This is a genomic window from Kosakonia oryzendophytica, assembly GCF_900094925.1.
Lineage (GTDB): Bacteria > Pseudomonadota > Gammaproteobacteria > Enterobacterales > Enterobacteriaceae > Kosakonia > Kosakonia oryzendophytica.
On sequence record NZ_FMAY01000005.1, the window covers coordinates 19697 to 43496 of the forward strand.

The window sequence follows — 23800 nt, forward strand, 5'->3', positions numbered from 1 at the left end:
AGACGTTTATGCTACTGCGACACCGTCACAGGGGGAAGGGCGTCGGGGAAAAGAGTGTGCATTCGCGAGCAGATGGCCGGTGTCCCAGGACGGCAACGATAAGGATCTTCCTGGAATGCCCTCTACGGCTGCAAAGGTGGGCCAAAAACGTTAACCTTAAAAGGTGTTTAACCTGCAACGGGATGGATCATAATTAGTGTCGTGATGCGTAACGTCATACATTCCCAACTCTTTTTACTCCTCGCATTGTTGTTGGCAGGCGTTTCTGCCAGTGCCCAGCAAAATCGTTTTGTACAGCAGGCGGAAAATCCCTTTGATAATAATGGCGATGGCTTGCCGGACCTGGGGATGGCGCCCGAAAATAGCACGCAGGAAAAACATTTCGCTGAAATGGCAAAAGCCTTCGGCGAAGCCAGCATGACCGATAACGGTCTGACCACTGGCGAACAGGCGCGACAGTTTGCGTTTGGGCAGATACAGGATGTCGTCAACGATGAAGTGAGCCAGAAAGTGGAGTCCTGGTTATCACCGTGGGGCAGCACCTCGGTTGATCTGAGGGCGGATAAGGATGGCAATTTTACCGGTAGCCACGGGGACTGGTTCCTGCCAGTGCAGGATAATAACCGTTATCTCACCTGGAGCATGCTGGGGTTAACGCAACAGGATGCCGGACTGGTGGGCAATGCGGGGATCGGACAACGCTGGATAGCCGGAGACTGGTTGCTGGGCTACAACACGTTTTACGACACCCTTCTTGATGATAACCAGGGCCGTGCCGGAGTGGGTGCTGAAGCCTGGGGCGAGTATCTGCGTTTTTCTGCTAATTACTATCAACCACTGAGTAACTGGAGTGACCAAACCGCTACGCTGCAACAGCGCATGGCGCGCGGCTATGACGTAACGGCGCAGGCGAGACTGCCGTTTTATCAGCAACTGAACACCAGCGTTAGTCTTGAGCAATATTTTGGCGACAGCGTCGATCTGTTCGATACCGGCACCGGTTATCACAATCCTGTGGCCGTAAAACTGGGTCTGAATTATACCCCGGTGCCGCTGGTGACGCTGACCGCTGAGCACAAGCAAGGGGAGAGTGGTGCAAGTCAGAATGATCTCGGATTGAAAGTCAATTATCGCTTTGGTGTCCCGCTCTGGAAGCAACTCTCTGCCAGTGAAGTGGCAGAAAGTCGCTCGTTACGCGGCAGCCGCTATGACAGTCCGACGCGCAATATGGCTCCGGTGTTTGAGTATCGCCAGCGGAAGACATTGTCGGTGTTTCTGGCCACGCCACCCTGGGACTTACAGCCTGGTGAGACCGTAGAACTAAAATTGCAGATTAACAGCGTGCACGGCATCCGTTCGATAACCTGGCAGGGCGATACGCAGGTTTTGAGCCTGACACCGCCTGCTAACGGTCACAGCGCAGAAGGCTGGACACTGATTATGCCGCGTTGGGACAGTGCGGAAGGGGCAACCAATCGCTGGACGCTTTCAGCGCTGGTTGAGGATGGTAAAGGGCAGCGCGTCATGTCCAATACCATCGAACTGAAACTGACTGAACCGATCATTGCACCCCAGACAGAGGAAAGTGCGGGCTGGGCGCTACCAGACCCGCAATGATCAGAAAATACGTTCCTGGTGAACCCACACAGCAGCTTCCACGCGGGACTTCAGTTTCATTTTCTTCAGCATATGTTTGACGTGGACTTTGACGGTACTTTCGGTGATATCCAGACGGCGGGCGATCATCTTATTCGGCAGCCCTTGCGCAATCAGTTTGAGGATATCGCGTTCACGCGGCGTCAGTTGGGTTATATCGCGATCAGTCGTCGCCCGGTTGGCGCGCAGGCTGGCGGCCAGTACAGGCGTGAGAGCTTCACTTAATACCATCTCTCCGGCGGCAGCTTGCTGCAGTGCTTTAAGCAGATCTTCCGGTTCCATGTCTTTCAGTAAATAACCATCAGCGCCGCGTTTCAGTGCGGTGACCACATCTTCTTCATGGTTGGAGACGCTGAACACCACGATGCGGCCGGAGAGTGTTTTTTCCCGTAGTTTATCCAGCGTTTCCAGCCCGTTCATGCCCGGCATATTGAGATCCAGTAAAATCAGGTCCGGATCCAGTGATTCCGCCAGCTCAATGCCTTGCTCCCCGTTGCTCGCCTCGCCAGCCACGGTGATATCCGGCGCCATGCTAATTAACTGTTTAACACCGGTTCGCAGCATTGGATGATCGTCGATCAGGAGGATGGTGGCCGGTTCCTGATTACTCATGGTTATCTCCTTGCATGGATGAGAGAAATTTCTCTGGAATAAAGGTTACGACCACCTCAGTGCCGCCGGATGCGACCGGACGTACCTGGCAGTCGCCGCGCAGACTTTGTGCGCGGTCACGCATAATGATCAATCCATAATGGTTGGTCCGTTCAGCATTAACCGGGATACCGCAACCGTTGTCGCTGATGCGTAATATTACCCGGTTTTCCTGCTGTTGCACTGCAACGCTGACCGACGTCGCGCCAGAGTGTTTTAGTGCGTTGCTGAGCGCCTCGCGGGCGATCTGCAACAGGTGAATCGCCTGATGCGACGGCACCAGTCTGGGCGGCAACTGATAATCAAGCCGCACCTGGAAACCGAGCCGCTCACTGTACTCCTGACAGCTTGACTCCAGCGCCGGGCGCAGCCCCGGCTCGGTTAATTGTAAACGGAAGGTGGTCAGCAGTTCACGTAGTTGCGCCCACGACGTATTGAGTTCATTACGGATTTGCCCTAACAGATGCCGGCTGTTCTCCGGCAAATCCTCTCCCTGCATTTGCAGGCAACTGACCTGCATCTTCATGCAGGAGAGCGACTGGGCGATCGAGTCATGCAGCTCGCGAGCAATAGTCGCGCGCTCTTCCATCACCATCAGTTGCTGCTGGCGGTCCTGGTGTCTGTCCAGCGCCAGCGTCGCAGTCAGTTGTTCAACCAGTGTATCCACCAGTTGCTGCTGATCGTGGCTTAAATGGCGGCCCGGCGGCAGGGTCGCCAACAGCAAGCCGTACTGCATATGCGCGTCCGCCAGCCGCCATTTCAGCGTTGTCCCGACACTGGACAGCGTCGGAAGCGTGCCGCGCGGACATAAATAGCAGCCTTTGTCATCACAACTGGCATTTGACTGGCAGGTAAACTCCTGGTGATTTTCCTCGTCTTCCATATCGTACACGCGCAATTCAAGGTCGTGCAGCAGTGTTAAATTCTGTAAGCCATTGAGGACGGGGGAGAGACGCTCACAGAGCGGAATGCGTGAATGCAGTCTGTGGTTGGCCTGCCATAAAAAAGAGAGGATCTGGTTTTTCTGCTCAAGACCGGCTGTTTTTTCCTGGACGCGCTGCTCCAGTACGGCATAGCTTTCTGCCAGCTCGGCGGACATGTTATTCAGCGCTTCGCCGAGCGTTGCCATCTCGTTGCGCCCGCTGATGCTTGCACGCTGTGTAAAGTCGCGGTGGCTCACGGCGCGTGCCATTTGCAAAAGTTGCTGCCACGGACGGAGTAGGCGAGCCCGCAACCACATCACCGCGAACAGCAGTAATAATCCCATCAGCAACGCCATCAGCCGGTGCATGATCACCACCCGTTCAATGCGCTGCTCGGTGCTGTGATCGAATGCGGTGACCAACTGATCAATGCGACCCACAAAAATGGCGATCGTACTGGCGACTTCACTGGGTTGTTGTGCGCCTTTAATCGCCGGGATCACGTCACTGTGCCAGTAATGTTGCAGTTCTGCGAGTTGCGGTTGTTGACCGTCACGTGCTGCAGCTTTAGCCAATTCCGGGCTAAATGCCGTTTGCTCCATCTCGTCAATCAGGTATTGCTCATCTTCATGCAGGGGAATGGCGGAAAGCAGGCGGTAGCTTTGCATACGCAGTGAGCCGGCTTTGTTAATCGCATGCGCACTTCCCTGAACGCCTTGCACTAACCAGCCAGATATAGCCATACCTGCCACGCCGATGGCCGTGGACAACAGCATGATCAGCGCCAGTTGATTAACCAGCGTAAGCGGTGAGAAAAGGCGTTTTAGCATAAGCGATGAAGGCTCCTGTGCCGCGACCCGTGCGGATAACGCTATTGTCAGCTATCGTCTGGGGTATACCCATACCCCCAAGGTATTACCTCTTTATTGCCGGCTGGGTAGCATTGGATGGAACGAACAGAGTAGTGAAGGGCAGCACCGTGAAAAACCACATCTTTTTTATCTCTATCCGCTACTCATAAATGAGCATGCTGTTTTTTTGCCCGGAGAAAGGGCCGCTTTTCCTTTGATTTATATCAACTTAACCCACGCTATAAAAACTAATGTTGCAGGTATCAAACCGAACAATAGAGGTGTTTATGCAGCACTCATCCATCCCGGAAAAGAGTACGTCCACACGAGTCATTACTGAGTGGCGTCCTGAAGAACCGGCATTCTGGCAGCAACAAGGGCAGCGTATTGCTAGCCGCAACCTGTGGATTTCCGTTCCCTGTCTGCTTTTGGCATTTTGTGTCTGGATGCTTTTTAGCGCAGTGGCCGTTAATCTCCCCAAAGTAGGATTTCAGTTTACTACCGACCAGTTATTTTTATTGACTGCGTTGCCATCGGTATCCGGCGCGCTGTTACGTGTTCCTTACTCTTTTATGGTGCCTGTCTTCGGTGGTCGTCGCTGGACGGCTTTCAGCACCGGCATCATGATTATCCCGTGCGTGTGGCTTGGCATTGCGGTACAGGATCCCACCACACCGTACAGCACCTTCATCGTTATTTCTCTGCTCTGCGGTCTGGCTGGCGCGAACTTTGCCTCCAGTATGGCGAACATCAGCTTTTTCTTTCCGAAACAGAAACAGGGTGGTGCCCTGGGCATCAATGGCGGTTTGGGGAACCTCGGCGTCAGCGTGATGCAGTTAATTGCGCCTCTGGCCGTTTCTTTCTCCATTTTCGCGGCGTTTGGTGCAACCGGTACACCCCAGCCAGATGGCTCGGTACTGTATCTGGAAAATGCGGCCTGGGTTTGGGTTCCGCTGCTGGTGGTCTGTACGCTGGCAGCCTGGTTTGGGATGAACGAGCTGGCGACCTCTAAAGCCTCTTTACGTGCGCAATTGCCGGTGTTGAAGCGTTCACATTTGTGGATCATGAGCTTCTTGTATCTGGCAACGTTCGGCTCGTTTATCGGCTTTTCTGCCGGGTTTGCCATGTTATCGAAAACCCAGTTCCCGGAAGTGCAGGTCCTGCATTTCGCGTTCTTTGGGCCGTTAGTGGGTGCGCTGGCGCGTTCTGCTGGTGGGGCAATTTCCGATCGTCTGGGGGGGACTCGCGTCACGCTGGTGAACTTCATGGCGATGGCGATATTCAGTGCACTGCTGTTCCTGACATTACCCTCGGGTGGTACGGGAGGCAATTTCACAGCCTTCTTCTGCGTTTTCCTCGTGCTGTTCATGACGGCGGGGCTGGGGAGCGGTTCTACCTTCCAGATGATTTCGGTCACCTTCCGTAAAATGACCATGGAACGTGTACAAAATGCCGGCGGCACTGAGAGCGAAGCTATGCGCGAAGCCGCAACGGAAACCGCGGCAGCGCTGGGCTTTATCTCGGCAATTGGCGCGATTGGCGGGTTCTTTATTCCTAAAGCATTTGGCACTTCACTGGCGTTAACCGGCTCCCCGGCAGGCGCAATGAAAGTGTTCCTCGTGTTCTATGTGGCCTGCGTGGTGATCACCTGGGCGATATACGGACGTAAAAAATAATAAACGCAGTAACTGTTGATTATCCTTGCGCGGTGACGAGCCGCGCTTTTTTGACCTCTTCATTAGTTACAACATACTTATATATTTTCAGTGTCACCTGCTGCGGATGCCCCCGTGGATTATTCCGTCAAGCAGTGTATCTACCCCTTAATACCTCGGGCATGACAAAGCAACGTATAATTTCGCTACGTAATCAATAAAAGCTTTATTTTTCATAAAGATAAAAAATAGAAAAGGATAACTCTTTGGGAGTACTCCGCTATTTTGGCGCAGAAATGAAGATCTGACGGCTTGATCGCCATCAATTCTCTTTGTCTTTGTGGGGGTTACCTTCGCGACAAATCCAGCAATGTCGATTTAGCAAGAGAGCCGAACAGGCTCCAACAGGAGAACACCCGATGAGTAAATTCCTGGACCGGTTTCGCTACTTCAAACAGAAGGGCGAAACCTTTGCCGACGGGCACGGCCAGCTGTTAAACACCAACCGGGACTGGGAGGATGGATACCGAAGCCGCTGGCAGCATGATAAAGTCGTGCGCTCAACCCACGGTGTAAACTGCACCGGTTCATGCAGTTGGCAGATTTTCGTCAAAAACGGTCTGGTCACCTGGGAAACCCAGCAAACTGACTACCCTCGCACTCGCCCCGATATGCCAAACCATGAGCCTCGTGGCTGCCCTCGCGGCGCCAGCTACTCCTGGTACCTCTATAGCGCTAACCGCCTGAAATACCCTCTGATGCGTAAACGCCTGATCGCATTGTGGCGTGAAGCAAAAGCGAAGCACAGCGATCCGGTTAATGCCTGGGCCTCAATTATCGAAGATGCCGATAAAGCAAAAAGCTTTAAACAGGCGCGCGGCCGCGGCGGATTCGTTCGCTCTTCCTGGCAGGAAGTGAATGAACTTATTGCGGCATCCAACGTTTATACCGTGAAAACCTACGGTCCGGACCGCGTAGCGGGCTTCTCGCCAATCCCGGCGATGTCGATGGTTTCTTATGCTTCCGGCGCGCGTTACCTGTCGCTGCTCGGTGGTACCTGCCTCAGTTTTTATGACTGGTACTGTGACCTGCCACCTGCATCGCCGCAGACCTGGGGCGAGCAGACCGATGTGCCGGAATCGGCTGACTGGTACAACTCCAGTTATATTCTCGCATGGGGTTCCAACGTTCCGCAGACCCGTACACCGGATGCGCATTTCTTTACCGAAGTGCGTTACAAAGGTACCAAAACCGTTGCCATTACGCCGGATTACGCCGAAATCGCCAAACTGTGCGACTTGTGGCTGGCACCGAAGCAGGGTACCGATGCCGCGATGGCACTGGCCATGGGCCACGTCATGCTGCGCGAATTCCACCTGGATAAACCGAGCCAGTACTTCACTGATTACGTCCGTCGCTACACCGATATGCCGATGCTGGTGATGCTTGAAGAGCGTGAAGGTTATTACGCTGCAGGTCGTATGCTGCGTGCTGCGGATCTGGTGGATGCGCTGGGTCAGGAAAATAACCCGGAATGGAAAACCGTGGCACTGGATAGCCAGGGCAATGTGGTGGCACCAAATGGTTCTATCGGTTTCCGCTGGGGCGAGAAGGGCAAATGGAACCTGGAACAGCGCGACGGCGGCAATGGTGCTGACGTTGAGCTGAGCCTGAGCCTGCTCGGCAAACACGATGAAGTGGCAGAGGTTGGCTTCCCGTATTTTGGTGGAGACAGTACCGCACACTTTGCCAGCGTTAAGCTGGAAAATGTGCTGATGCACAAACTGCCGGTGAAACGTCTGCAACTGGCGGATGGTTCGACGGCGCTGGTAACCAGCGTTTACGATCTGACCATGGCCAACTACGGTCTGGATCGTGGACTGGGTGACGACAACTGCGCGACCCGCTACGACGAAATCAAGGCGTATACGCCTGCCTGGGCAGAAAAAATTACCGGTGTTCCGCAGTCGCAGATTATTCGTATTGCGCGCGAGTTTGCCGATAACGCGGACAAAACGCACGGTCGCTCGATGATCATCGTCGGTGCCGGGATGAACCACTGGTATCACCTCGATATGAACTATCGTGGTCTGATCAATATGCTGATCTTCTGTGGCTGCGTGGGTCAAAGCGGCGGCGGCTGGGCGCACTACGTCGGTCAGGAAAAACTGCGTCCGCAGACCGGCTGGCAGCCGTTGGCGTTTGCCCTCGACTGGCAACGTCCGGCACGCCACATGAACAGTACGTCTTATTTCTACAACCACTCCAGCCAGTGGCGTTACGAGACGGTTACGGCACAGGAGTTCCTGTCGCCAATGGCGGATAAATCCCGCTATACCGGTCATCTGATCGACTTTAACGTTCGCGCTGAACGTATGGGCTGGTTGCCGTCTGCGCCGCAGTTAGGCACTAACCCGCTGCGTATTGCTGCCGAAGCAGAAAAAGCCGGGATGAGCGCGGTGGATTACACCGTCAAATCGCTGAAAGAAGGCTCTTTGCGTTTTGCAGCAGAACAGCCGGAAAATGGCAAAAACCATCCGCGCAATCTGTTTATCTGGCGTTCAAACCTGCTGGGATCCTCCGGTAAAGGCCATGAGTACATGCTCAAGTACCTGTTGGGGACGGAGCACGGTATTCAGGGCAAAGACCTGGGTAAACAGGGGGGTGTGAAACCGGAAGAAGTGGAGTGGCATGACAACGGTCTCGATGGCAAGCTGGATCTGGTGGTGACACTGGACTTCCGTCTCTCGAGTACCTGCCTCTACTCAGATATCGTGCTGCCGACAGCAACGTGGTATGAAAAAGACGACATGAATACGTCGGATATGCATCCGTTTATTCATCCGCTCTCTGCTGCGGTTGACCCGGCATGGGAATCCAAAAGCGACTGGGAAATTTACAAAGGGATCGCAAAATCCTTCTCTGAACTCTGTGTCGGTCACCTTGGTAAAGAAACCGATGTGGTCACGTTACCTATTCAGCACGACTCGGCTGCCGAACTGGCACAACCGCTGGGCGTAAAAGACTGGAAAAAAGGCGAATGTGACCTGATACCCGGTAAAACGGCACCGCACATTATCCCGGTGGAACGTGACTACCCGGCAACCTACGAACGTTTTACCTCTATCGGCCCATTGATGGAGAAAATCGGCAACGGCGGTAAAGGTATTGCCTGGAATACCCAGAGTGAAATGGATCTGCTGCGCAAGCTGAACTACACCAAAGCAGAAGGCCCGGCGAAAGGCCAGCCGATGCTGAATAGCGCAATTGATGCGGCGGAAATGATCCTGACGCTGGCACCGGAAACCAACGGTAATGTAGCGGTAAAAGCCTGGGCAGCCCTCAGTGAATTTACCGGTCGCGACCACACCCATCTGGCAACGAATAAACAGGAAGAGAAAATTCGCTTCCGCGATATTCAGGCGCAGCCGCGTAAAATTATCTCCAGCCCGACCTGGTCAGGTCTGGAAGATGAGCACGTCTCCTATAACGCCGGGTATACCAACGTCCATGAACTGATCCCATGGCGTACGCTCTCCGGTCGTCAGCAGTTGTATCAGGACCACCAGTGGATGCGCGACTTTGGTGAGAGCCTGCTGGTCTATCGCCCGCCCATTGATACCCGTTCCGTGAAAGAGGTGCTGGGTGTGAAAGCGAACGGTAACCCGGAAAAAGCCCTTAACTTCCTGACACCGCACCAGAAATGGGGCATCCACTCTACGTACAGCGATAACTTGCTGATGCTGACGCTGGGCCGCGGTGGGCCGGTAGTCTGGTTAAGCGAAACCGATGCCAAAGAGATGGGTGTTGCGGATAACGACTGGATCGAAGTCTTCAACAGTAACGGTGCGCTAACTGCACGTGCAGTGGTGAGCCAGCGTGTGCCTTCCGGTATGACGATGATGTACCACGCGCAGGAACGCATTGTGAACCTGCCGGGATCTGAAATTACCGGGCAGCGCGGCGGTATTCATAACTCCGTCACCCGTATTACCCCGAAACCGACACATATGATTGGCGGCTATGCCCAACTGGCTTATGGCTTTAACTATTACGGTACCGTCGGTTCCAACCGCGATGAGTTCGTGGTGGTGCGTAAGATGAAGAACATTAACTGGTTGGATGGCGAAGGCAATGACCAGGTACAGGAGAGCGCAAAATGAAAATTCGTTCACAAGTCGGCATGGTGCTGAATCTTGATAAATGCATCGGCTGTCATACCTGTTCTGTAACCTGTAAAAACGTCTGGACCAGCCGTGAAGGGATGGAATACGCATGGTTTAACAACGTAGAAACCAAACCGGGCACCGGCTTTCCAGCCAACTGGGAAGACCAGGAAAAATGGAAAGGCGGCTGGATCCGTAAAATCAACGGTAAACTGCAACCGCGCATGGGCAACCGTGCGCTGCTGCTCGGTAAAATCTTCTCTAACCCGCATATGCCGGAAATAGATGATTATTACGAGCCGTTCGACTTTGATTACCAGAACCTGCATAACGCACCAGAAAGCAAACATCAGCCGATCGCGCGGCCGCGTTCACTGATTACCGGTCAGCGGATGAACAAAATCACCGCAGGTCCGAACTGGGAAGATGACTTAGGCGGTGAATTCGACAAACTGAGCAAAGATCAGAACTTCGAAAACATGCAGAAGGCGATGTACGGCCAGTTTGAAAACACCTTCATGATGTATTTGCCGCGTTTGTGCGAGCACTGCCTGAATCCGGCGTGTGTGGCGACCTGCCCAAGTGGTGCTATCTACAAGCGTGAAGAAGATGGCATTGTGCTGATCGATCAGGATAAATGCCGTGGCTGGCGTATGTGTGTTACCGGCTGCCCGTACAAAAAAATCTACTTCAACTGGAAAAGCGGCAAATCCGAGAAGTGCATTTTCTGTTACCCGCGTATTGAATCCGGGATGCCAACTGTCTGTTCAGAAACCTGCGTAGGGCGTATTCGCTACCTCGGCGTACTGCTGTATGACGCGGATGCGATTGAAAACGCTGCCAGCACGGAAAACGAGAAAGACCTGTATCAGCGTCAGCTTGACGTGTTCCTCGATCCTAAGGACCCGAACGTGATCGCGCAGGCGCTGAAGGATGGCGTACCGCAAAGTGTGATCGATGCGGCGCAGAAATCGCCGGTCTACAAAATGGCGATGGACTGGAAGCTGGCGCTGCCGCTGCATCCGGAATACCGCACATTGCCGATGGTCTGGTATGTGCCACCTCTGTCACCGATCCAGTCTGCTGCGGATGCCGGTGAACTGGGCAGCAACGGTATTCTGCCGGATGTAGAAAGTCTGCGCATTCCGGTGCAGTACCTTGCCAACTTGTTGACGGCGGGTGATACCGAACCGGTGTTGTTGGCACTGAAACGGATGCTGGCGATGCGTCACTTCAAACGCGCCGAAACGGTAGACGGCGTGGAAGATACCCGTGCTCTGGAAGAGGTCGGGCTGACGAAGGCGCAGGCGCAGGAGATGTACCGCTATCTCGCCATTGCCAACTACGAAGATCGCTTTGTGGTGCCATCCAGTCATCGCGAACTGGCGCGTGAGGCTTTCCCGGAGAAAAACGGTTGTGGCTTTAGCTTCGGTGACGGTTGCCATGGTTCAGACAGCAAAGCAAACCTGTTCAACAGCCGTCGTATCGATGCCGTGGATGTCACGATTAAAACGGAGCCGCACCCATGATTGAACTGGTGGTTATTTCCCGTTTGCTGGAATACCCGGATGCTGCCCTGTGGCAGCATCAACAGGAGGTATTAGAGGCTCTGGCGTCGGGTGAAAATATGGCGTCAGACGACGCGCAGCAGGTGGCGAGTTTCTTTCGCGAGTTAACGTCACAAACCTTACTGGATGCGCAAGCCAGCTATAGCGAGCTGTTTGATCGTGGGCGCGCCACATCGCTGCTGCTCTTTGAGCATGTGCATGGCGAGTCCCGCGATCGTGGCCAGGCGATGGTGGATCTGCTGGCGCAATATGAGCGCCATGGTTTGCAACTTGACAGCCGTGAATTGCCGGATCATCTACCGCTCTATCTGGAGTACCTGGCGCAACTGCCGTTTACCGAAGCGATTGGCGGTTTGCAGGATATTGCCCCCATCCTTGCGCTGCTGCAGGCACGTTTGCAGCAGCGGGAAAGCGCTTATGCCACGCTGTTCACCGCCTTGCTGACGTTGAGCAAAACCGCAGTGGATAACGGGCAGGTCGCTGAAAAAATTGCCGGTGAAGCGCGGGATGATACGCCGCAGGCGCTGGATGCCGTATGGGAAGAAGAGCAGGTGAAATTCTTCGCGGAGCAGGGCTGTAGCGATGCCGACATTACTGCACATCAGCGCCGTTTTGCGGGGGCTGTCGCACCGCAATATCTGAATATCACAACAGGAGGAGAGCGCTAATGCACTTCCTAAATATGTTCTTCTTTGACATTTATCCCTACATAGCCGGTGCGGTATTTCTGGTGGGGAGCTGGCTGCGTTATGACTACGGTCAGTACACATGGCGTGCGGGCTCCAGTCAGATGCTGGATCGCAAAGGGATGAACCTGGCCTCGAACTTGTTCCATATCGGCATTTTGGGGATTTTTGCCGGGCATTTCCTTGGCATGCTGACGCCGCACTGGATGTACGAGTCGTTTCTGCCAATTGAAGTGAAACAGAAAATGGCCATGATCGGCGGTGGTGCAAGTGGCGTGCTCTGTCTGGTTGGGGGGCTACTGTTGCTGAAACGCCGTCTGTTTAATCCGCGTATTCGTGCGACCTCAACGGCGGCAGATATCCTGATCATGACGCTGCTGATGGTGCAGTGCGCATTGGGCCTGTTGACCATTCCATTCTCTGCCCAACATATGGATGGTAGCGAGATGATGAAACTGGTGGGCTGGGCGCAATCGGTGGTGACATTCCACGGTGGCGCGTCTGCGCATCTTGATGGTGTGGCATTTATTTATCGTGTGCATCTGGTGTTGGGGATGACGCTGTTTGTGTTGTTCCCGTTCTCGCGCCTGGTGCATATCTGGAGCGCGCCGGTCGAGTACTTAACGCGTAAGTACCAGATAGTTCGCGCCCGTCGCTAAGCGTGTCGTGAATAAAAACCCGGGAAAGCAGACTATTCCCGGGTTTTTTTTATCCGTAAACTGTTCGCCCGAAGAAGAACAACAAGGAACAGTTTCATGGGGACTCTTTCCGGGCGCGCACCTGTTGCGGCACTCAACATTATTGCCACCGGCATCGCTTTGCCTGCGACCTGTATCACCTCGGATTATCTCGACGGTCGGCTGGGTAAACCGGCGGGCTATGTTCGTCAACGCTCCGGTATTGAGCACCGTTTTCATGCCCGGCCTGATGAAAACCAGGCGGAACTGGCCGCACAGGCACTGCATAACGCGCTGGCGACACAGTCTATTTCCCCATCCTCCATTGATTTGCTGATCTGCGCCAGTGCCATTGGTATTCAGGCGCTGCCCTGCAGTGCGGCGCACATTCTTAAAGCGGCAGCCATGCCTGCCGGTACCGCCGGATTTGATGTCAACAGCAGTTGCGTCAGTTTTATTACTGCGTTGGACGTTGCGGCGGGGTTGCTGGCGACCGGCAGTTACCGACGTATTGCGATTGTTGCGGCAGATTTGGCGTCCAGGGGTATCGACTGGCAACATGAGGAGTCTTCGTTAATCTTTGGCGACGGCGCAGCCTGCGCCATCGTTGAGCGTGGTGATGGACACCGCGGTGTGCTGGCCAGCCTGACGGAAGTCTATCCGGAAGGGAGTGACTTGTGCGAGATCCGCGCCGGGGGGACCCGACGTAACCCTCGATCGGGCATGCATGACAGCGATTTTCTGTTTCATATGCAGGGGAAACCGCTGTTTCGCTTTGCCTCCGCGCGCATTGAAGGCTTCTTCACCCGTCTGCTGAACAAAAGCGGACTGACGCTGGCTGACATTGCCACGGTAGTACCGCATCAGGCCAGCCATCTGTCGCTGGAACATATGCGTAAACGCCTGGCGGTGCCGGACAGGATATTAATCGATATTTATCGCCATCACGGCAACCAGGTCGCGGCGTCGATCCCGACCGCACTGCATCATGCCATCAGCAGTGGAAAAGTGCGTTCAGGAGAGCCGGTGTTGTTGATCGGCACAGCGGCAGGGTTAACCCTGTCCGGCATGGTGTTGCTGCCATGAGAGTGCTGGTTACGGGCGCAACCAGTGGGCTTGGCCGCAATGCGGCACAGTGGCTACGGGAGCAGGGGCATCAGGTGATAGCTACCGGGCGTAATCGCGAGGCGGGTGCGGCGTTGACCGCGCTGGGCGCGTCGTTTATCCCACTGGATCTCGCTACCGCCAGCGTGGCGCAGTGCCTGTCCTTGATGAATAACTGCGACGCAGTATGGCACTGTGCCGCCAAATCCTCGCCCTGGGGCAATCGTGCATCATTTTATCAGGCCAATGTTCGGGCAACGCAGACGCTTGCGCAGGCTGCCGGGCAGCTTGCTGTTCCGCGCTTTGTGCATATCTCGACACCCGCTATCTACTTTGATTTTCGCCATCATTACGATGTGCCGGAAACCTACCTGGCGCGCAGATTCGCCAGCCATTACGCCCGTTCCAAATATGCTGCGGAGCAGGCGATTCAGGCCGCGGTTGCCAGCCACCCGCATACGACGTTTGTGATGCTGCGCCCGCGAGGCTTGTTTGGGCCGCACGATCGGGTGATTGTCCCGCGTCTGTTGCAGCAACTGCAGAGAGATGGCGGTCTGTTGCGTCTGCCGCGTGGGGGTGAGGCGCTGCTGGACTTAACCTTTGTGCACAATGTGGTGCATGCGATGACGCTGGCGACGCAGAACCGCGCGGTACAATCCGGGGATGCCTTTAATATTACGAACCATCAACCACAGCGGCTGGTGGCGATGCTTGATGCACTGTTTCGCCAGCAGCTTGGCCTCAATTATCGGATTAAATCGGTGCCCTGGCCGCTGTTATCTCTGGTGGCTCGCGGCATGTCACTGGTAGGGACATGTTGCGGCAAAGAGCCGCCGATCACCCGCTACAGTGCGGGGACGGTTTGCTTTGATATGACGCTGAGCGCCACCAAAGCGGAGCAGGTGCTTGGATATCAACCGCAATTTTCGCTGGCACACGGGATTGCTCTGACCGGACAGTGGATAAGGACGAATGGCAAAAATCACCGGCTTTGAAGTGGGCTATTGCACGCATTTGGGCTGCATGGCGCTGAAAGGTGCGGGCTTTCGCGTCTGCAAGTTTCCCTCTCGCGCCTGGCTGCTGGAAGTCGGCGAACGGCGCTGGCTTTGGGACACGGGGTATGCCTCATGGTTTGAACAGTACAGCCGCGAGGGCGTTTTTAATCTCTATCGTCAATTGACACCGGTTTACTTCGACGAAAAACAGTCGTTGGCGCAGCAACTGCTTGCGCAAGGGCTGGTGGGACGCGATATCGACGGCATTATTTTGTCGCACTTTCATGCCGACCATGTCGCCGGGTTGCGCGATTTTCCGGGGGTGGCCAGCATCTGTTCCGGTGAAGGCTGGCAGCAGGTGAGAACACTACGCGGCTTTGCGGCGCTGCGTCAGGCCTTTATTCCGGGCTTGATCCCGGAAGCATTTGAGTCAACGGTACAGTTTATTGAACGCTTCCCGATCCTGGCACTGCCCGCTGCGCTGGCACCTTTCGGGCAGGGATATGCACTGCCGGGTAGTGACGGGCAAATTATCCTTGTGCCGTTACCGGGCCATGCTGCGGGGCATATCGGCGCGTTCGTGTTAACCGATAAGGGCTGGACATTGCTGGCGGCGGATGCGGCCTGGTCGCCCGTCAGCTATCAGACCCTGCGCGGGCCTTCGCGGTTGGCAAACCTGGTGCTTAGTGATACGAAAGCGTATTACCGCACGCTGGCACAGCTTAACCAGCTCTGGCAACGGGGTGAGGCGGAGATCCTGTTGTGTCATGAGGGCGATATATGAATCTGGCTGGCTTGTTAGCGCGCTATTTTCTGATTCGTCGCCGCCGTTTTACCTCCCGTGCCGGGCTGGAGGCCTGGCAGGCCAAAAAGATGGCGGCCTTTCGTCGTCGTGTTCTGATGAATAGCCCCTGGTTTATACCCTGGCTTGATAAGCCGTTTAGCCAATGGCCGTTGATGGACAAAGCGCTGATGATGGCCCACTTTGATGAGATGAATACCGCGGGCTTGCGGCGTGAAGAACTGCTGGCTTGTGCGCTGGAAAGCGAACGCAGTCGGGATTTTTCGCCGACCATCGGCCGTTTCAGTGTCGGGTTATCGTCAGGCACGTCGGGGCAGCGTGGGTTATTTGTCGTCAGTCCGCAAGAGCGCCAGATCTGGGCTGCCGGGGTACTGGCAAAAGCCCTCCCGGACGGGTTATTCGCCAGTGAGCGGGTAGCGCTCTTTTTGCGTGCTGATAACCAGCTTTACCAGAGCGTGAATAGCCGCTGGCTGACGCTGGAGTTCTACGATCTGTTGCAGCCTTTCACGCAACAGATTACCCGCCTGCAGCAGCAATCGCCGACACTGATCGTGGCGCCGGCGCAGGTGTTGCGTGCGCTCGCGCTGGCAGTCAGAGCGGGCGAACTGACCCTGAAGGTGAAGAAAGTGATTTCTGTTGCCGAGGTTCTCGAACCGCAGGATCGCACGTTGTTGCGAGACGTTTTTGGCGAGGTGGGGGAGATCTATCAGGCGACGGAGGGTTTCCTGGCTGCAACCTGTGCCCATGGCACACTGCATCTCAATGAGGAGTTTGTGCACATTGAACCGCAGTGGATCGATGACCGTCGCTTTGTGCCGGTGATCACCGACTTCACCCGGCGTACTCAGCCCATCGTGCGTTATCGTCTGGATGATGTCCTGACTGTTGAGGACTCTCCTTGTCCTTGCGGGAGTGCCACGCGAGCGATTGCGCACATTGAAGGGCGGCACGATGATCAACTGCTGCTGCCCGATAATCGCGGGCAATGGCGGCCGGTCTTTGCCGATGCCTGTAGTCGTGTTCTGGCGCAGGCATTACCGCTGGAGGCGGATTATCGCCTTGTACAGACCGCAGCGGCACAGATCCACCTGACAGCAACGTGTGATGCCGGTGCGCTGGTTACCTGCCGGGATGCGCTCATCAACTGGATGGCAGGCGAGGGCATCGCGACAGAAACATTACGCTGGACGTTATCTGCTGCACCGATTGACTGCGTCTTTACCCATAAGCGGCGGCGCATTATACGCCAGTGGGATGGTGTATGAAGATCCTCATCACGGGTGCATCCGGTTTTATCGGCGGTCGGTTACTCGCTTACCTTGCGGGTATCCCCCATGTGGAGGTGCGCGGGGTAGGCCGTCGACCGCTGCCACATTCCCCTTACTACCGTGCGCTGGCACTGGAGCGGCTGGACGAACTGGATTTTCGCCCTCAAGTGGTTATTCATGCTGCGGGGCGGGCTTCACCCTGGGGTACGGCACAGGCCTATTACCGCGACAACGTTGAAACCACCCGTCACATTATCGCTTTTTGCCGCCGTAATGGGTTGCCGCGCCTGATTTTTCTCTCCAGCGCTGCTGTTTATTATCGCTTTGCGCATCAGTATGCGCTGCATGAAGATACCGCCATTGGTCCGCCGTTTACCAGTGAGTATGGACGTAGCAAATACCTGGCCGAGCAGTTGCTGGCCGATTATCCCGGTGAAAAAACGGTACTTCGGCCTTGCGGCATTTTCGGTGCAGGGGACTCGTTACTGTTCCCGCCGTTAATCGCGGCTGCACGCAAGCGGCAATTGGTACGTTTACGCGCTGAAAATACCCCGGCGCGTACGGACTTGCTGCATGTGGATGAGTTATGCGATTACCTGTGGCGCGCCGCTAACCATGCCCTTTTACAACCTTGTTATAACCTTTCTGCCGATGCCCCGGTGGTGGTGGAAACCCTGCTTGACGAGGTATTAACACAGATGGCGTTACCGTTACCCCAGCGGACGATGGATGTTGCCACGGCATTGCGTTTTGCCGGGGCGATGGAGCGCCTGTGGCGCTGGCTGCCGCTGCGTGGTGAACCCCCCATAACCCGTTTTGGTGTGGGTGTTTTTGGTTATTCCGCAACGCTGGATGTGACACGGATGCTGGCCGATTTTGGTCCGCCCGGGCGTACGTTTTCTGCGACACTGTCGGCGTTTCTGCAGCAACAGGAGAAACAAAAATGATGCTGATAGCGCTGAGCTGGCTGGCAATCCTGCTATTTAAACTGGTTTTTGCTCTTCGCGTGGTGCGCACGCACGCCGTCGTCGCGCAGGGGGATCTGCACCGTCTGACGGTGGCGCAACCTATCCTCAGCGGCGATCCGGCCCTGGAATCGGTACTCGAGTCCGCGTTAACGGCACTCAGTGGTGCACAGTTTATCTGGCTGATTGACGAGGATGATGCCGACGCCGCCGCCATTACGGCACGCATTGTGCAACGTCATCCTCAGTGTGCCGTGCGTATTATTGTTTCTGCCGCACCGCCACAAGGGGTCAATCCAAAACTTTTCAAGCTTGAGCGTGCACGCGCAGTGGCGCAAACGGAGATCTTTCTGGTGCTGGATGATGATGCGCTGCTCAGCGCCCGATCAGCCAGCAGGATGATCAGCGAACTGCGTGATAACAGCCTGGTGACGGCATTACCCTGGTACCGGCCTGCGCGCAACGTGCCTTCACGCCTGCTGGCGCAGTTTGTTAATGACAATTCGCCACTGACTTACTTGCCGTTGGTACCTTTTTGTGCACCGCTCACCCTTAATGGTATGTGCTACATGCTGCCGCTGACCCTGTTGCAGCGGATCGGTGGCTTTGCCCCCATCCTGCGGCATTTGACGGATGATCTGGCGCTGGCGACCCATCTTATCCGGCAAGGGGGAGAGATTATCCAGTCTACGGCGACCGTACGGGTGCAGACCACTATTACCGATATGGGCCATTACAACCGGCAGATGCACCGCTGGTTTCTGTTTGCCACCCTGTTACTCCGTGAGAAAAGCGTGGCGACCAGGCTGATGATTTTCCTGCTGCAGGGGCTGCATCCCTTACTGATATGGGCGATGGTGATAATGGCGCTGACTGGCCTGACACCTGCGCTGGTGCTGGCGGCTGTGCTACTGATACGCCACCTCGCTTTGCGCCAGGTGCAACGCCAGGTTGATGCAGAGATCGCGCCGCATCTGTTGCTGTCATTACTCTCTGAATTGTTACAGCCGCTTCACCTGTTGCACGCGTTGTGCAACCGTACGATTACGTGGCGCACCCGTCGCTACAGGATCTACAGCAATGAGCGTTTTACTTCACTATGAGCAGACCGCGTCTACAGTATGTTTTTCTTACGGGCAGAAGTTGTTGGGGTAACTGGGCGCTGAGTCCGCAGCAACTGGCGTTCATGCATGCCATTAGTGACGAGGGGCAGCATTGCGTTGCGCATAACTTTCCCTGGCTGCCACAACCTGAAGCCTGGCGCCAGACGGGGATCGTCCGCGCCAGCCTCAGTAATATGTTGGAGTACCTGGCATCGCGCCACGCACGCTTTGTCCGCTGTTACCGTGAGACGGCTCTGGAGATGCTGGCCGGAGCCGACCAGACGATAGTGCTGGCGGGAAGTTGCGGGCTGGAACTGTTTAATAATCTGCAGTTACCTGCTGAAGTGATGCCGCACATTGCGATTTTTGCTTATGGCCCGGTCGCCCGGCAGCGCCCGACGTGCCGCCATGTGTTAGTGCAGGGGCGTACGGATTATATTTCGCGCTGCTGGTTTCCCTCGCCAGACAAACAGATTGAGAGTGGCCATATGCATTACCTGACACAGCCTGCATTACCGGCGTTATGCCGTGCCTTTGTGGCGGATATTCACGGAGGGAGCAGCTAAATGGAACGCTTGCTGGCTTTGATTCCGCCGGATGTAACGCGCATCGATCTGTTGGCGCCGCCGTTTGCCGGGCATTTGCATCCGGTGCTGGCAATGGGCAGAGCGCTGTCGACACATTACCAGGTGCGTATTATTAGCACCGAAGGGGCCAGAACGCGCATTGAAGCAGCCGGGCTGACGGCGCTGCTGCTTCCCGGCGATTATGACTCGCCTTTAACCGCTGTGGTGAACCCGCGTTATGCCGTGAAGTCTAACCCATTGCGCCTGTACCGGCAGTTTAAGCGGGTGGTGGGCTTGCTAAAAAACTTTGCCGATGAACTGGCGGGCGTTTGGCTGCAACAGGGAAAACCGGATTTAGCGATTGCCGATTTCACCCTGCCAGTGGTGGGCGAAGTCTGCCGTCGCCTGGTTATACCCTGGTGGACCAGCATGCCATCACCCTGTGTGATAGATACGCCCGATGGTGTACCCGCTTATTGTGGTGGATTGCTGCCACCGGTAAATACGTTGCAGCGCTTTACGCAGACATTACACCGTCACAAAGTGCGGGGGTTTAAACGGCTGCTGTTCAGGTTGTTCCGCCAGACTATCCGCCAGACGGGAATTTCCGAACTCTATCGCCAGGATGGCAGTGAAAATGCCTATTCGCCGGACTGCATTCTGGCTCTGGGGGAGGCGTGGTTTGAATTTCCGCGCAGTTGGCCTGTGGCGGTCAGGTTTATTGGCCCGGCACTTTATACGCCACCGTTAACGACCACTGCACCGCCCTTTGTGGCCGGTAAGCGCCATGTGCTGGTGACATTAGGCACCCATCTGGACTGGCATAAAGAGGCTGTCGTGCAGGCCGTGCATCAACTGGCACAGACGCTGCCTGACTGGATGTTCCACTTCACCGATGGCGATATGGCGGCTGGTAGCGTGACCGGGCAGAAAAATGTGGTGCGCTTGCCATGGGTCGATTATGACTGCTGGCTTGCACATTATGATGCTGTTATTCACCATGGCGGCGCCGGTATCCTCTGGCACTGCCTGCAACGTGAGATCCCGTCGCTGGTTTATCCTGTTGATTATGACCAGTTTGATCATGCGGCGCGTCTTCATCATTGTGGGAAAGGCATCTGGTTACGCGGTGGTGTGCAGTCAATCGCAGGCGCGAAAGCAGCATTGCAGAGGGTGGTAGAGGGGAAGGAGGCGTAACTCGTTTCCCATGCGGATGGCCAGGATCCCGACTCCGCTTTCCGTTTGGTGGCTGGCGTGAAGGATTCTTCGCCACGGCGTTCCCTTCGGTTCATTGCCTACGGCAACACGCTCTCGCTATCGCCCGGGTCGAACCTTAATCGAAGGTTCTCGTCCTTCGCTGAGAAGCAGAATATAAGCGAAAAGCGGGATTATATAATAACGGGGACATACAGAAGATGGTGGTGGGGGAAGGATTCGAACCTTCGAAGTCGATGACGGCAGATTTACAGTCTGCTCCCTTTGGCCGCTCGGGAACCCCACCAGGGGTAATACATTGTGTGATACAGAAGATGGTGGTGGGGGAAGGATTCGAACCTTCGAAGTCGATGACGGCAGATTTACAGTCTGCTCCCTTTGGCCGCTCGGGAACCCCACCACAGGGTAAAGCTAATGACTACTGGCCTGCTTCCATCTCGGGAAGCGCGGCGCATCATACCAAATGACGCGCCGCTGTAAAGCGTTCAATCGCGAAAAACAAACTGGTTGTCTGCTTTTTGCACGTAATGGTGTAAAGGCAAACAATTCAATCCGTTAATGATTACAGAATGATCGTCCGATTGCCGTAAACGAACACCCGTTGCGCCAGCACCTGATACAACGCACGACTTAGTACGTTTTTCTCAACATCACGTCCTGCGCGCATCATATCTTCAGCGGTATAAGTGTGATCCACATGGATAACGTCCTGCATAATAATTGGACCTTCATCCAGATTGTCATTCACATAGTGAGCCGTTGCACCAATGATCTTCACACCGCGCTCATAGGCTTGATGATAAGGTCGCGCACCAATAAATGCCGGCAGGAATGAATGGTGAATATTGATGATCTTATTCGGGAAACGGGAGACAAATTCAGGCGTCAGTACGCGCATATACTTCGCCAGCACTACATAATCCGGCTGATGCGCTTCAATCGCCTGCGCCATCAGGTTGTCATGTGCTTCGCGCGTCAAACCTTCATGGCTCACCAGTTCGAAAGGAATATCAAAGCGCTCCACCAGTGAACGCAATGTCTCGTGGTTGCCAATCACGGCAGCGATATCAACATCCAGTCCGCCGTAATTGGCTTTCATCAACAGATCGCCAAGACAATGCGCCTCTTTCGTCACCAGAATCACGACCCGGCGGCGACCCGCCGGATTCAGTTCACGTACGGACCCTTCCGGGAGTGCGCTATCAAGATCCGCCAGCAGCGTGGCATCATTAAAAATGCCTTCCAGTTCGGTGCGCATAAAGAAACGGCCGGTACGGTGATCCACGAATTCGTTGTTCTGCACGATATTGAGTTCGTGCTTGTAACAGATGTTGGTGATGCGCGCGATAAGCCCTTTCTGGTCAGGACAAATAGTACGCAGAATTTTTCGTTGTAATGAGTGCATTGCCGGGTAAATCCTGTTGATGATGTTTGCTATGAGGTGCTGCTCGCCTTATAGGCCACAGCACTTTTTGAATTTTTTGCCTGACCCGCAAGGGCAGGGATCGTTACGACCAAATTGAGGGCGCGTGCCATCGATATAATACCACTGGCCGTTCTCCTTTAAGAACCGGGAACGTTCTATAATCGCACCCGGTTTGCCTTGCTCGCTAAAACGCGCCACAAAACTGACATAACCTTCATTATCATTTTCGCCGCAAGCGTGTTCAAATACGGTTAAACCCAGCCAGGTGGTGTGTGCAAAACCGGCTTCGATTTGTTGACGAAAAGCCCCGGCTCCACAGAAGGGATGCCAGGTTTTAATCAGATACTCAGCCTGGCGCAACACGAAAGCTGTATAACGCGAACGCATCAGGTGCGAAGGCGTGGGAGCAAGCTGTGTACCAGACAGATAAGGCTGGCAACATAGGCTATACTCCAGAGCGCTACCGCAAGGACAAGATTGAGACAAAATAGCATTCCTGGAACAAAAATAATGGCGCGATTGCGTCAGGGTAGCGATATGTTAACTGAGCCGTAGCGCTGTGGCTACAGTAAGCCGGGGGAAGTGAAACACGCGTAATGAGAAGGGTAAAAATTGGTTTGGCGCTCGGATCTGGCGCCGCCAGGGGCTGGGCCCATATTGGTGTGATTAACGCATTGCAGCGAGCGGGTGTTGAGATTGACATTGTCGCCGGGTGTTCCATAGGGTCATTGGTCGGAGCGGCGTATGCGTGCGGTCGATTACCGGCGCTTGAGAAATGGGTGCGCTCCTTCAGCTATTGGGATGTGTTGCGACTGATGGATCTTTCATGGCAACGTGGTGGTTTGCTGCGCGGTGAACGCGTGTTCAGCCAATACCGCGCATTACTCCCATTCGCAGATTTTGGACACTGTCGTATGAAATTCGGCGCTGTGGCCACCAACCTGAGCACCGGACGCGAGTTGTGGTTTACCGAAGGCGATTTGCATCATGCCGTGCGTGCGTCTTGCAGTATGCCCGGATTGATGTCTCCGGTTGCGCATAACGGTTACTGGCTGGTGGATGGTGCCGTTGTCAATCCGGTTCCTGTCTCGCTCACACGAGCCTTAGGTGCAGATATTGTCATTGCGGTGGATCTGCAACATGATGCGCATCTGATGCAGCAAGATCTTCTGTCAGTCAACCTGACCACGAGTGAAAGCGAGAGTGAGGGGGGCGCTGTGCTTCGTTGGCATCAGCGTTTGCGCGAACGACTGAGTCGTATCACCCCTAAACGTCCGGTAGCACCGACAGCGATGGAGATCATGAGTACATCCATTCAGGTGCTGGAAAACCGCTTAAAACGCAACCGTATGGCAGGCGATCCGCCTGATATCCTGCTGCAACCTCTATGTCCGCAAATCTCGACTCTCGATTTTCATCGTGCCGATGCGGCCATCGCCGCTGGACAGATGGCGGTCGAAAAGAAAATAGATGAGTTACTACCGCTGGTTCGGCCAGTGGCGTGAACATAATTTTGAAAGACT

The 23800-nt window shown here is 55.0% G+C and carries 19 protein-coding genes, 2 tRNA genes and 1 other RNA gene; 15 read left to right on the top strand and 7 right to left on the bottom strand.

Annotation, left to right across the window (positions count from 1 at the left end; translation table 11 throughout):
• The first annotated feature begins 204 nt into the window (after positions 1 to 204).
• On the top strand, positions 205 to 1617 hold the full coding sequence (locus GA0061071_RS10020; RefSeq protein ID WP_061496303.1) for a YchO/YchP family invasin: 1413 nt from the start codon (positions 205 to 207) through the stop codon (positions 1615 to 1617).
• On the opposite strand, the gene narL is transcribed toward GA0061071_RS10020, so the two are convergent.
• Entirely contained in the window at positions 1618 to 2268 is a 651-nt protein-coding gene (gene narL, locus GA0061071_RS10025) for a two-component system response regulator NarL (RefSeq protein ID WP_061496301.1), read from the bottom strand.
• Positions 2261 to 4060 (bottom strand): nitrate/nitrite two-component system sensor histidine kinase NarX, encoded by a 1800-nt coding sequence (narX, locus tag GA0061071_RS10030; RefSeq protein WP_061496299.1) that lies wholly within the window; start codon positions 4058 to 4060, stop codon positions 2261 to 2263. Before narX ends, narL begins: the two co-directional genes overlap by 8 nt.
• A 308-nt stretch (positions 4061 to 4368) precedes the next feature.
• Between narX and GA0061071_RS10035 the strand changes: the two genes are divergently transcribed.
• The 13 genes from GA0061071_RS10035 to GA0061071_RS10095 all read left to right on the top strand — a co-directional run bounded on the left by GA0061071_RS10035 (position 4369) and on the right by GA0061071_RS10095 (position 20833).
• Positions 4369 to 5757: a NarK family nitrate/nitrite MFS transporter gene (locus tag GA0061071_RS10035; protein WP_088237653.1), complete on the top strand. Its 1389-nt coding sequence runs from the start codon at positions 4369 to 4371 to the stop codon at positions 5755 to 5757.
• Between the two features lie 398 nt (positions 5758 to 6155).
• Positions 6156 to 9899 carry a nitrate reductase subunit alpha gene (locus GA0061071_RS10040; protein ID WP_088237652.1) on the top strand — a complete coding sequence of 1248 codons (3744 nt, stop codon included), beginning with the start codon at positions 6156 to 6158 and terminating at the stop codon, positions 9897 to 9899.
• Complete coding sequence (narH, locus tag GA0061071_RS10045; RefSeq protein ID WP_088237651.1) at positions 9896 to 11431, top strand: nitrate reductase subunit beta; 1536 nt, start codon at positions 9896 to 9898, stop codon at positions 11429 to 11431. The genes GA0061071_RS10040 and narH overlap by 4 nt, the downstream gene beginning before the upstream one ends.
• On the top strand, positions 11428 to 12138 hold the full coding sequence (narJ, locus tag GA0061071_RS10050) for a nitrate reductase molybdenum cofactor assembly chaperone (RefSeq protein ID WP_088237650.1): 711 nt from the start codon (positions 11428 to 11430) through the stop codon (positions 12136 to 12138). Before narH ends, narJ begins: the two co-directional genes overlap by 4 nt.
• Positions 12138 to 12815, top strand: a complete 678-nt coding sequence (narI, locus tag GA0061071_RS10055; RefSeq protein ID WP_088237649.1) for a respiratory nitrate reductase subunit gamma — start codon at positions 12138 to 12140, stop codon at positions 12813 to 12815. The genes narJ and narI overlap by 1 nt, the downstream gene beginning before the upstream one ends.
• 96 nt (positions 12816 to 12911) lie before the next feature.
• Positions 12912 to 13919, top strand: coding sequence for a 3-oxoacyl-[acyl-carrier-protein] synthase III C-terminal domain-containing protein (locus GA0061071_RS10060; protein ID WP_088237648.1), 1008 nt, complete (start codon positions 12912 to 12914; stop codon positions 13917 to 13919).
• On the top strand, positions 13916 to 14932 hold the full coding sequence (locus GA0061071_RS10065; RefSeq protein WP_088237647.1) for an NAD-dependent epimerase/dehydratase family protein: 1017 nt from the start codon (positions 13916 to 13918) through the stop codon (positions 14930 to 14932). The genes GA0061071_RS10060 and GA0061071_RS10065 overlap by 4 nt, the downstream gene beginning before the upstream one ends.
• A complete protein-coding gene (locus GA0061071_RS10070; RefSeq protein ID WP_088237646.1) occupies positions 14910 to 15716 on the top strand; it encodes an MBL fold metallo-hydrolase in 807 nt (268 codons plus the stop codon). The genes GA0061071_RS10065 and GA0061071_RS10070 overlap by 23 nt, the downstream gene beginning before the upstream one ends.
• Positions 15713 to 16999 (top strand): F390 synthetase-related protein, encoded by a 1287-nt coding sequence (locus GA0061071_RS10075; RefSeq protein ID WP_088237645.1) that lies wholly within the window; start codon positions 15713 to 15715, stop codon positions 16997 to 16999. The genes GA0061071_RS10070 and GA0061071_RS10075 overlap by 4 nt, the downstream gene beginning before the upstream one ends.
• Positions 16996 to 17949 (top strand): NAD-dependent epimerase/dehydratase family protein, encoded by a 954-nt coding sequence (locus GA0061071_RS10080; RefSeq protein WP_088237644.1) that lies wholly within the window; start codon positions 16996 to 16998, stop codon positions 17947 to 17949. Before GA0061071_RS10075 ends, GA0061071_RS10080 begins: the two co-directional genes overlap by 4 nt.
• A complete protein-coding gene (locus GA0061071_RS10085) occupies positions 17946 to 19070 on the top strand; it encodes a glycosyltransferase (RefSeq protein ID WP_088237643.1) in 1125 nt (374 codons plus the stop codon). The genes GA0061071_RS10080 and GA0061071_RS10085 overlap by 4 nt, the downstream gene beginning before the upstream one ends.
• Positions 19067 to 19636, top strand: coding sequence for a hypothetical protein (locus GA0061071_RS10090; RefSeq protein WP_088237642.1), 570 nt, complete (start codon positions 19067 to 19069; stop codon positions 19634 to 19636). Before GA0061071_RS10085 ends, GA0061071_RS10090 begins: the two co-directional genes overlap by 4 nt.
• A complete protein-coding gene (locus tag GA0061071_RS10095; protein WP_088237641.1) occupies positions 19637 to 20833 on the top strand; it encodes a nucleotide disphospho-sugar-binding domain-containing protein in 1197 nt (398 codons plus the stop codon).
• Positions 20834 to 20879: 46 nt separating this feature from the next.
• Here GA0061071_RS10095 and GA0061071_RS10100 read toward each other — a convergent pair.
• The 5 genes from GA0061071_RS10100 to GA0061071_RS10120 all read right to left on the bottom strand — a co-directional run bounded on the left by GA0061071_RS10100 (position 20880) and on the right by GA0061071_RS10120 (position 22763).
• Positions 20880 to 21008, bottom strand: a non-coding RNA gene (locus GA0061071_RS10100) — RtT sRNA.
• 44 nt (positions 21009 to 21052) lie between these two features.
• Positions 21053 to 21137, bottom strand: a tRNA-Tyr gene (locus GA0061071_RS10105).
• 29 nt (positions 21138 to 21166) lie between these two features.
• Positions 21167 to 21251, bottom strand: a tRNA-Tyr gene (locus GA0061071_RS10110).
• A gap of 162 nt (positions 21252 to 21413) precedes the next feature.
• Positions 21414 to 22256 carry a formyltetrahydrofolate deformylase gene (gene purU, locus GA0061071_RS10115; protein ID WP_061496269.1) on the bottom strand — a complete coding sequence of 281 codons (843 nt, stop codon included), beginning with the start codon at positions 22254 to 22256 and terminating at the stop codon, positions 21414 to 21416.
• 48 nt (positions 22257 to 22304) lie between these two features.
• Complete coding sequence (locus GA0061071_RS10120) at positions 22305 to 22763, bottom strand: YchJ family protein (protein ID WP_088237640.1); 459 nt, start codon at positions 22761 to 22763, stop codon at positions 22305 to 22307.
• Between the two features lie 110 nt (positions 22764 to 22873).
• Between GA0061071_RS10120 and rssA the strand changes: the two genes are divergently transcribed.
• Positions 22874 to 23782 (top strand): patatin-like phospholipase RssA, encoded by a 909-nt coding sequence (rssA, locus tag GA0061071_RS10125; protein WP_061496266.1) that lies wholly within the window; start codon positions 22874 to 22876, stop codon positions 23780 to 23782.
• The last annotated feature ends 18 nt before the right edge of the window (positions 23783 to 23800 follow it).

Excerpts from the sequence above, each read along its gene's own strand:
- rssA (WP_061496266.1), top strand. The coding sequence starts at position 22,874 with ATGAGAAGGGTAAAAATTGGTTTGGCGCTCGGATCTGGCGCCGCCAGG.
- GA0061071_RS10090 (WP_088237642.1), top strand. The coding sequence starts at position 19,067 with ATGAGCAGACCGCGTCTACAGTATGTTTTTCTTACGGGCAGAAGTTGT.
- GA0061071_RS10070 (WP_088237646.1), top strand. The coding sequence starts at position 14,910 with ATGGCAAAAATCACCGGCTTTGAAGTGGGCTATTGCACGCATTTGGGC.
- narI (WP_088237649.1), top strand. The coding sequence starts at position 12,138 with ATGCACTTCCTAAATATGTTCTTCTTTGACATTTATCCCTACATAGCC.
- GA0061071_RS10035 (WP_088237653.1), top strand. The coding sequence starts at position 4,369 with ATGCAGCACTCATCCATCCCGGAAAAGAGTACGTCCACACGAGTCATT.
- GA0061071_RS10085 (WP_088237643.1), top strand. The coding sequence starts at position 17,946 with ATGATGCTGATAGCGCTGAGCTGGCTGGCAATCCTGCTATTTAAACTG.
- purU (WP_061496269.1), bottom strand. The coding sequence starts at position 22,256 with ATGCACTCATTACAACGAAAAATTCTGCGTACTATTTGTCCTGACCAG.
- GA0061071_RS10075 (WP_088237645.1), top strand. The coding sequence starts at position 15,713 with ATGAATCTGGCTGGCTTGTTAGCGCGCTATTTTCTGATTCGTCGCCGC.
- narJ (WP_088237650.1), top strand. The coding sequence starts at position 11,428 with ATGATTGAACTGGTGGTTATTTCCCGTTTGCTGGAATACCCGGATGCT.
- narL (WP_061496301.1), bottom strand. The coding sequence starts at position 2,268 with ATGAGTAATCAGGAACCGGCCACCATCCTCCTGATCGACGATCATCCA.
- GA0061071_RS10020 (WP_061496303.1), top strand. The coding sequence starts at position 205 with ATGCGTAACGTCATACATTCCCAACTCTTTTTACTCCTCGCATTGTTG.
- GA0061071_RS10080 (WP_088237644.1), top strand. The coding sequence starts at position 16,996 with ATGAAGATCCTCATCACGGGTGCATCCGGTTTTATCGGCGGTCGGTTA.
- narH (WP_088237651.1), top strand. The coding sequence starts at position 9,896 with ATGAAAATTCGTTCACAAGTCGGCATGGTGCTGAATCTTGATAAATGC.
- narX (WP_061496299.1), bottom strand. The coding sequence starts at position 4,060 with ATGCTAAAACGCCTTTTCTCACCGCTTACGCTGGTTAATCAACTGGCG.
- GA0061071_RS10065 (WP_088237647.1), top strand. The coding sequence starts at position 13,916 with ATGAGAGTGCTGGTTACGGGCGCAACCAGTGGGCTTGGCCGCAATGCG.
- GA0061071_RS10060 (WP_088237648.1), top strand. The coding sequence starts at position 12,912 with ATGGGGACTCTTTCCGGGCGCGCACCTGTTGCGGCACTCAACATTATT.
- GA0061071_RS10095 (WP_088237641.1), top strand. The coding sequence starts at position 19,637 with ATGGAACGCTTGCTGGCTTTGATTCCGCCGGATGTAACGCGCATCGAT.
- GA0061071_RS10040 (WP_088237652.1), top strand. The coding sequence starts at position 6,156 with ATGAGTAAATTCCTGGACCGGTTTCGCTACTTCAAACAGAAGGGCGAA.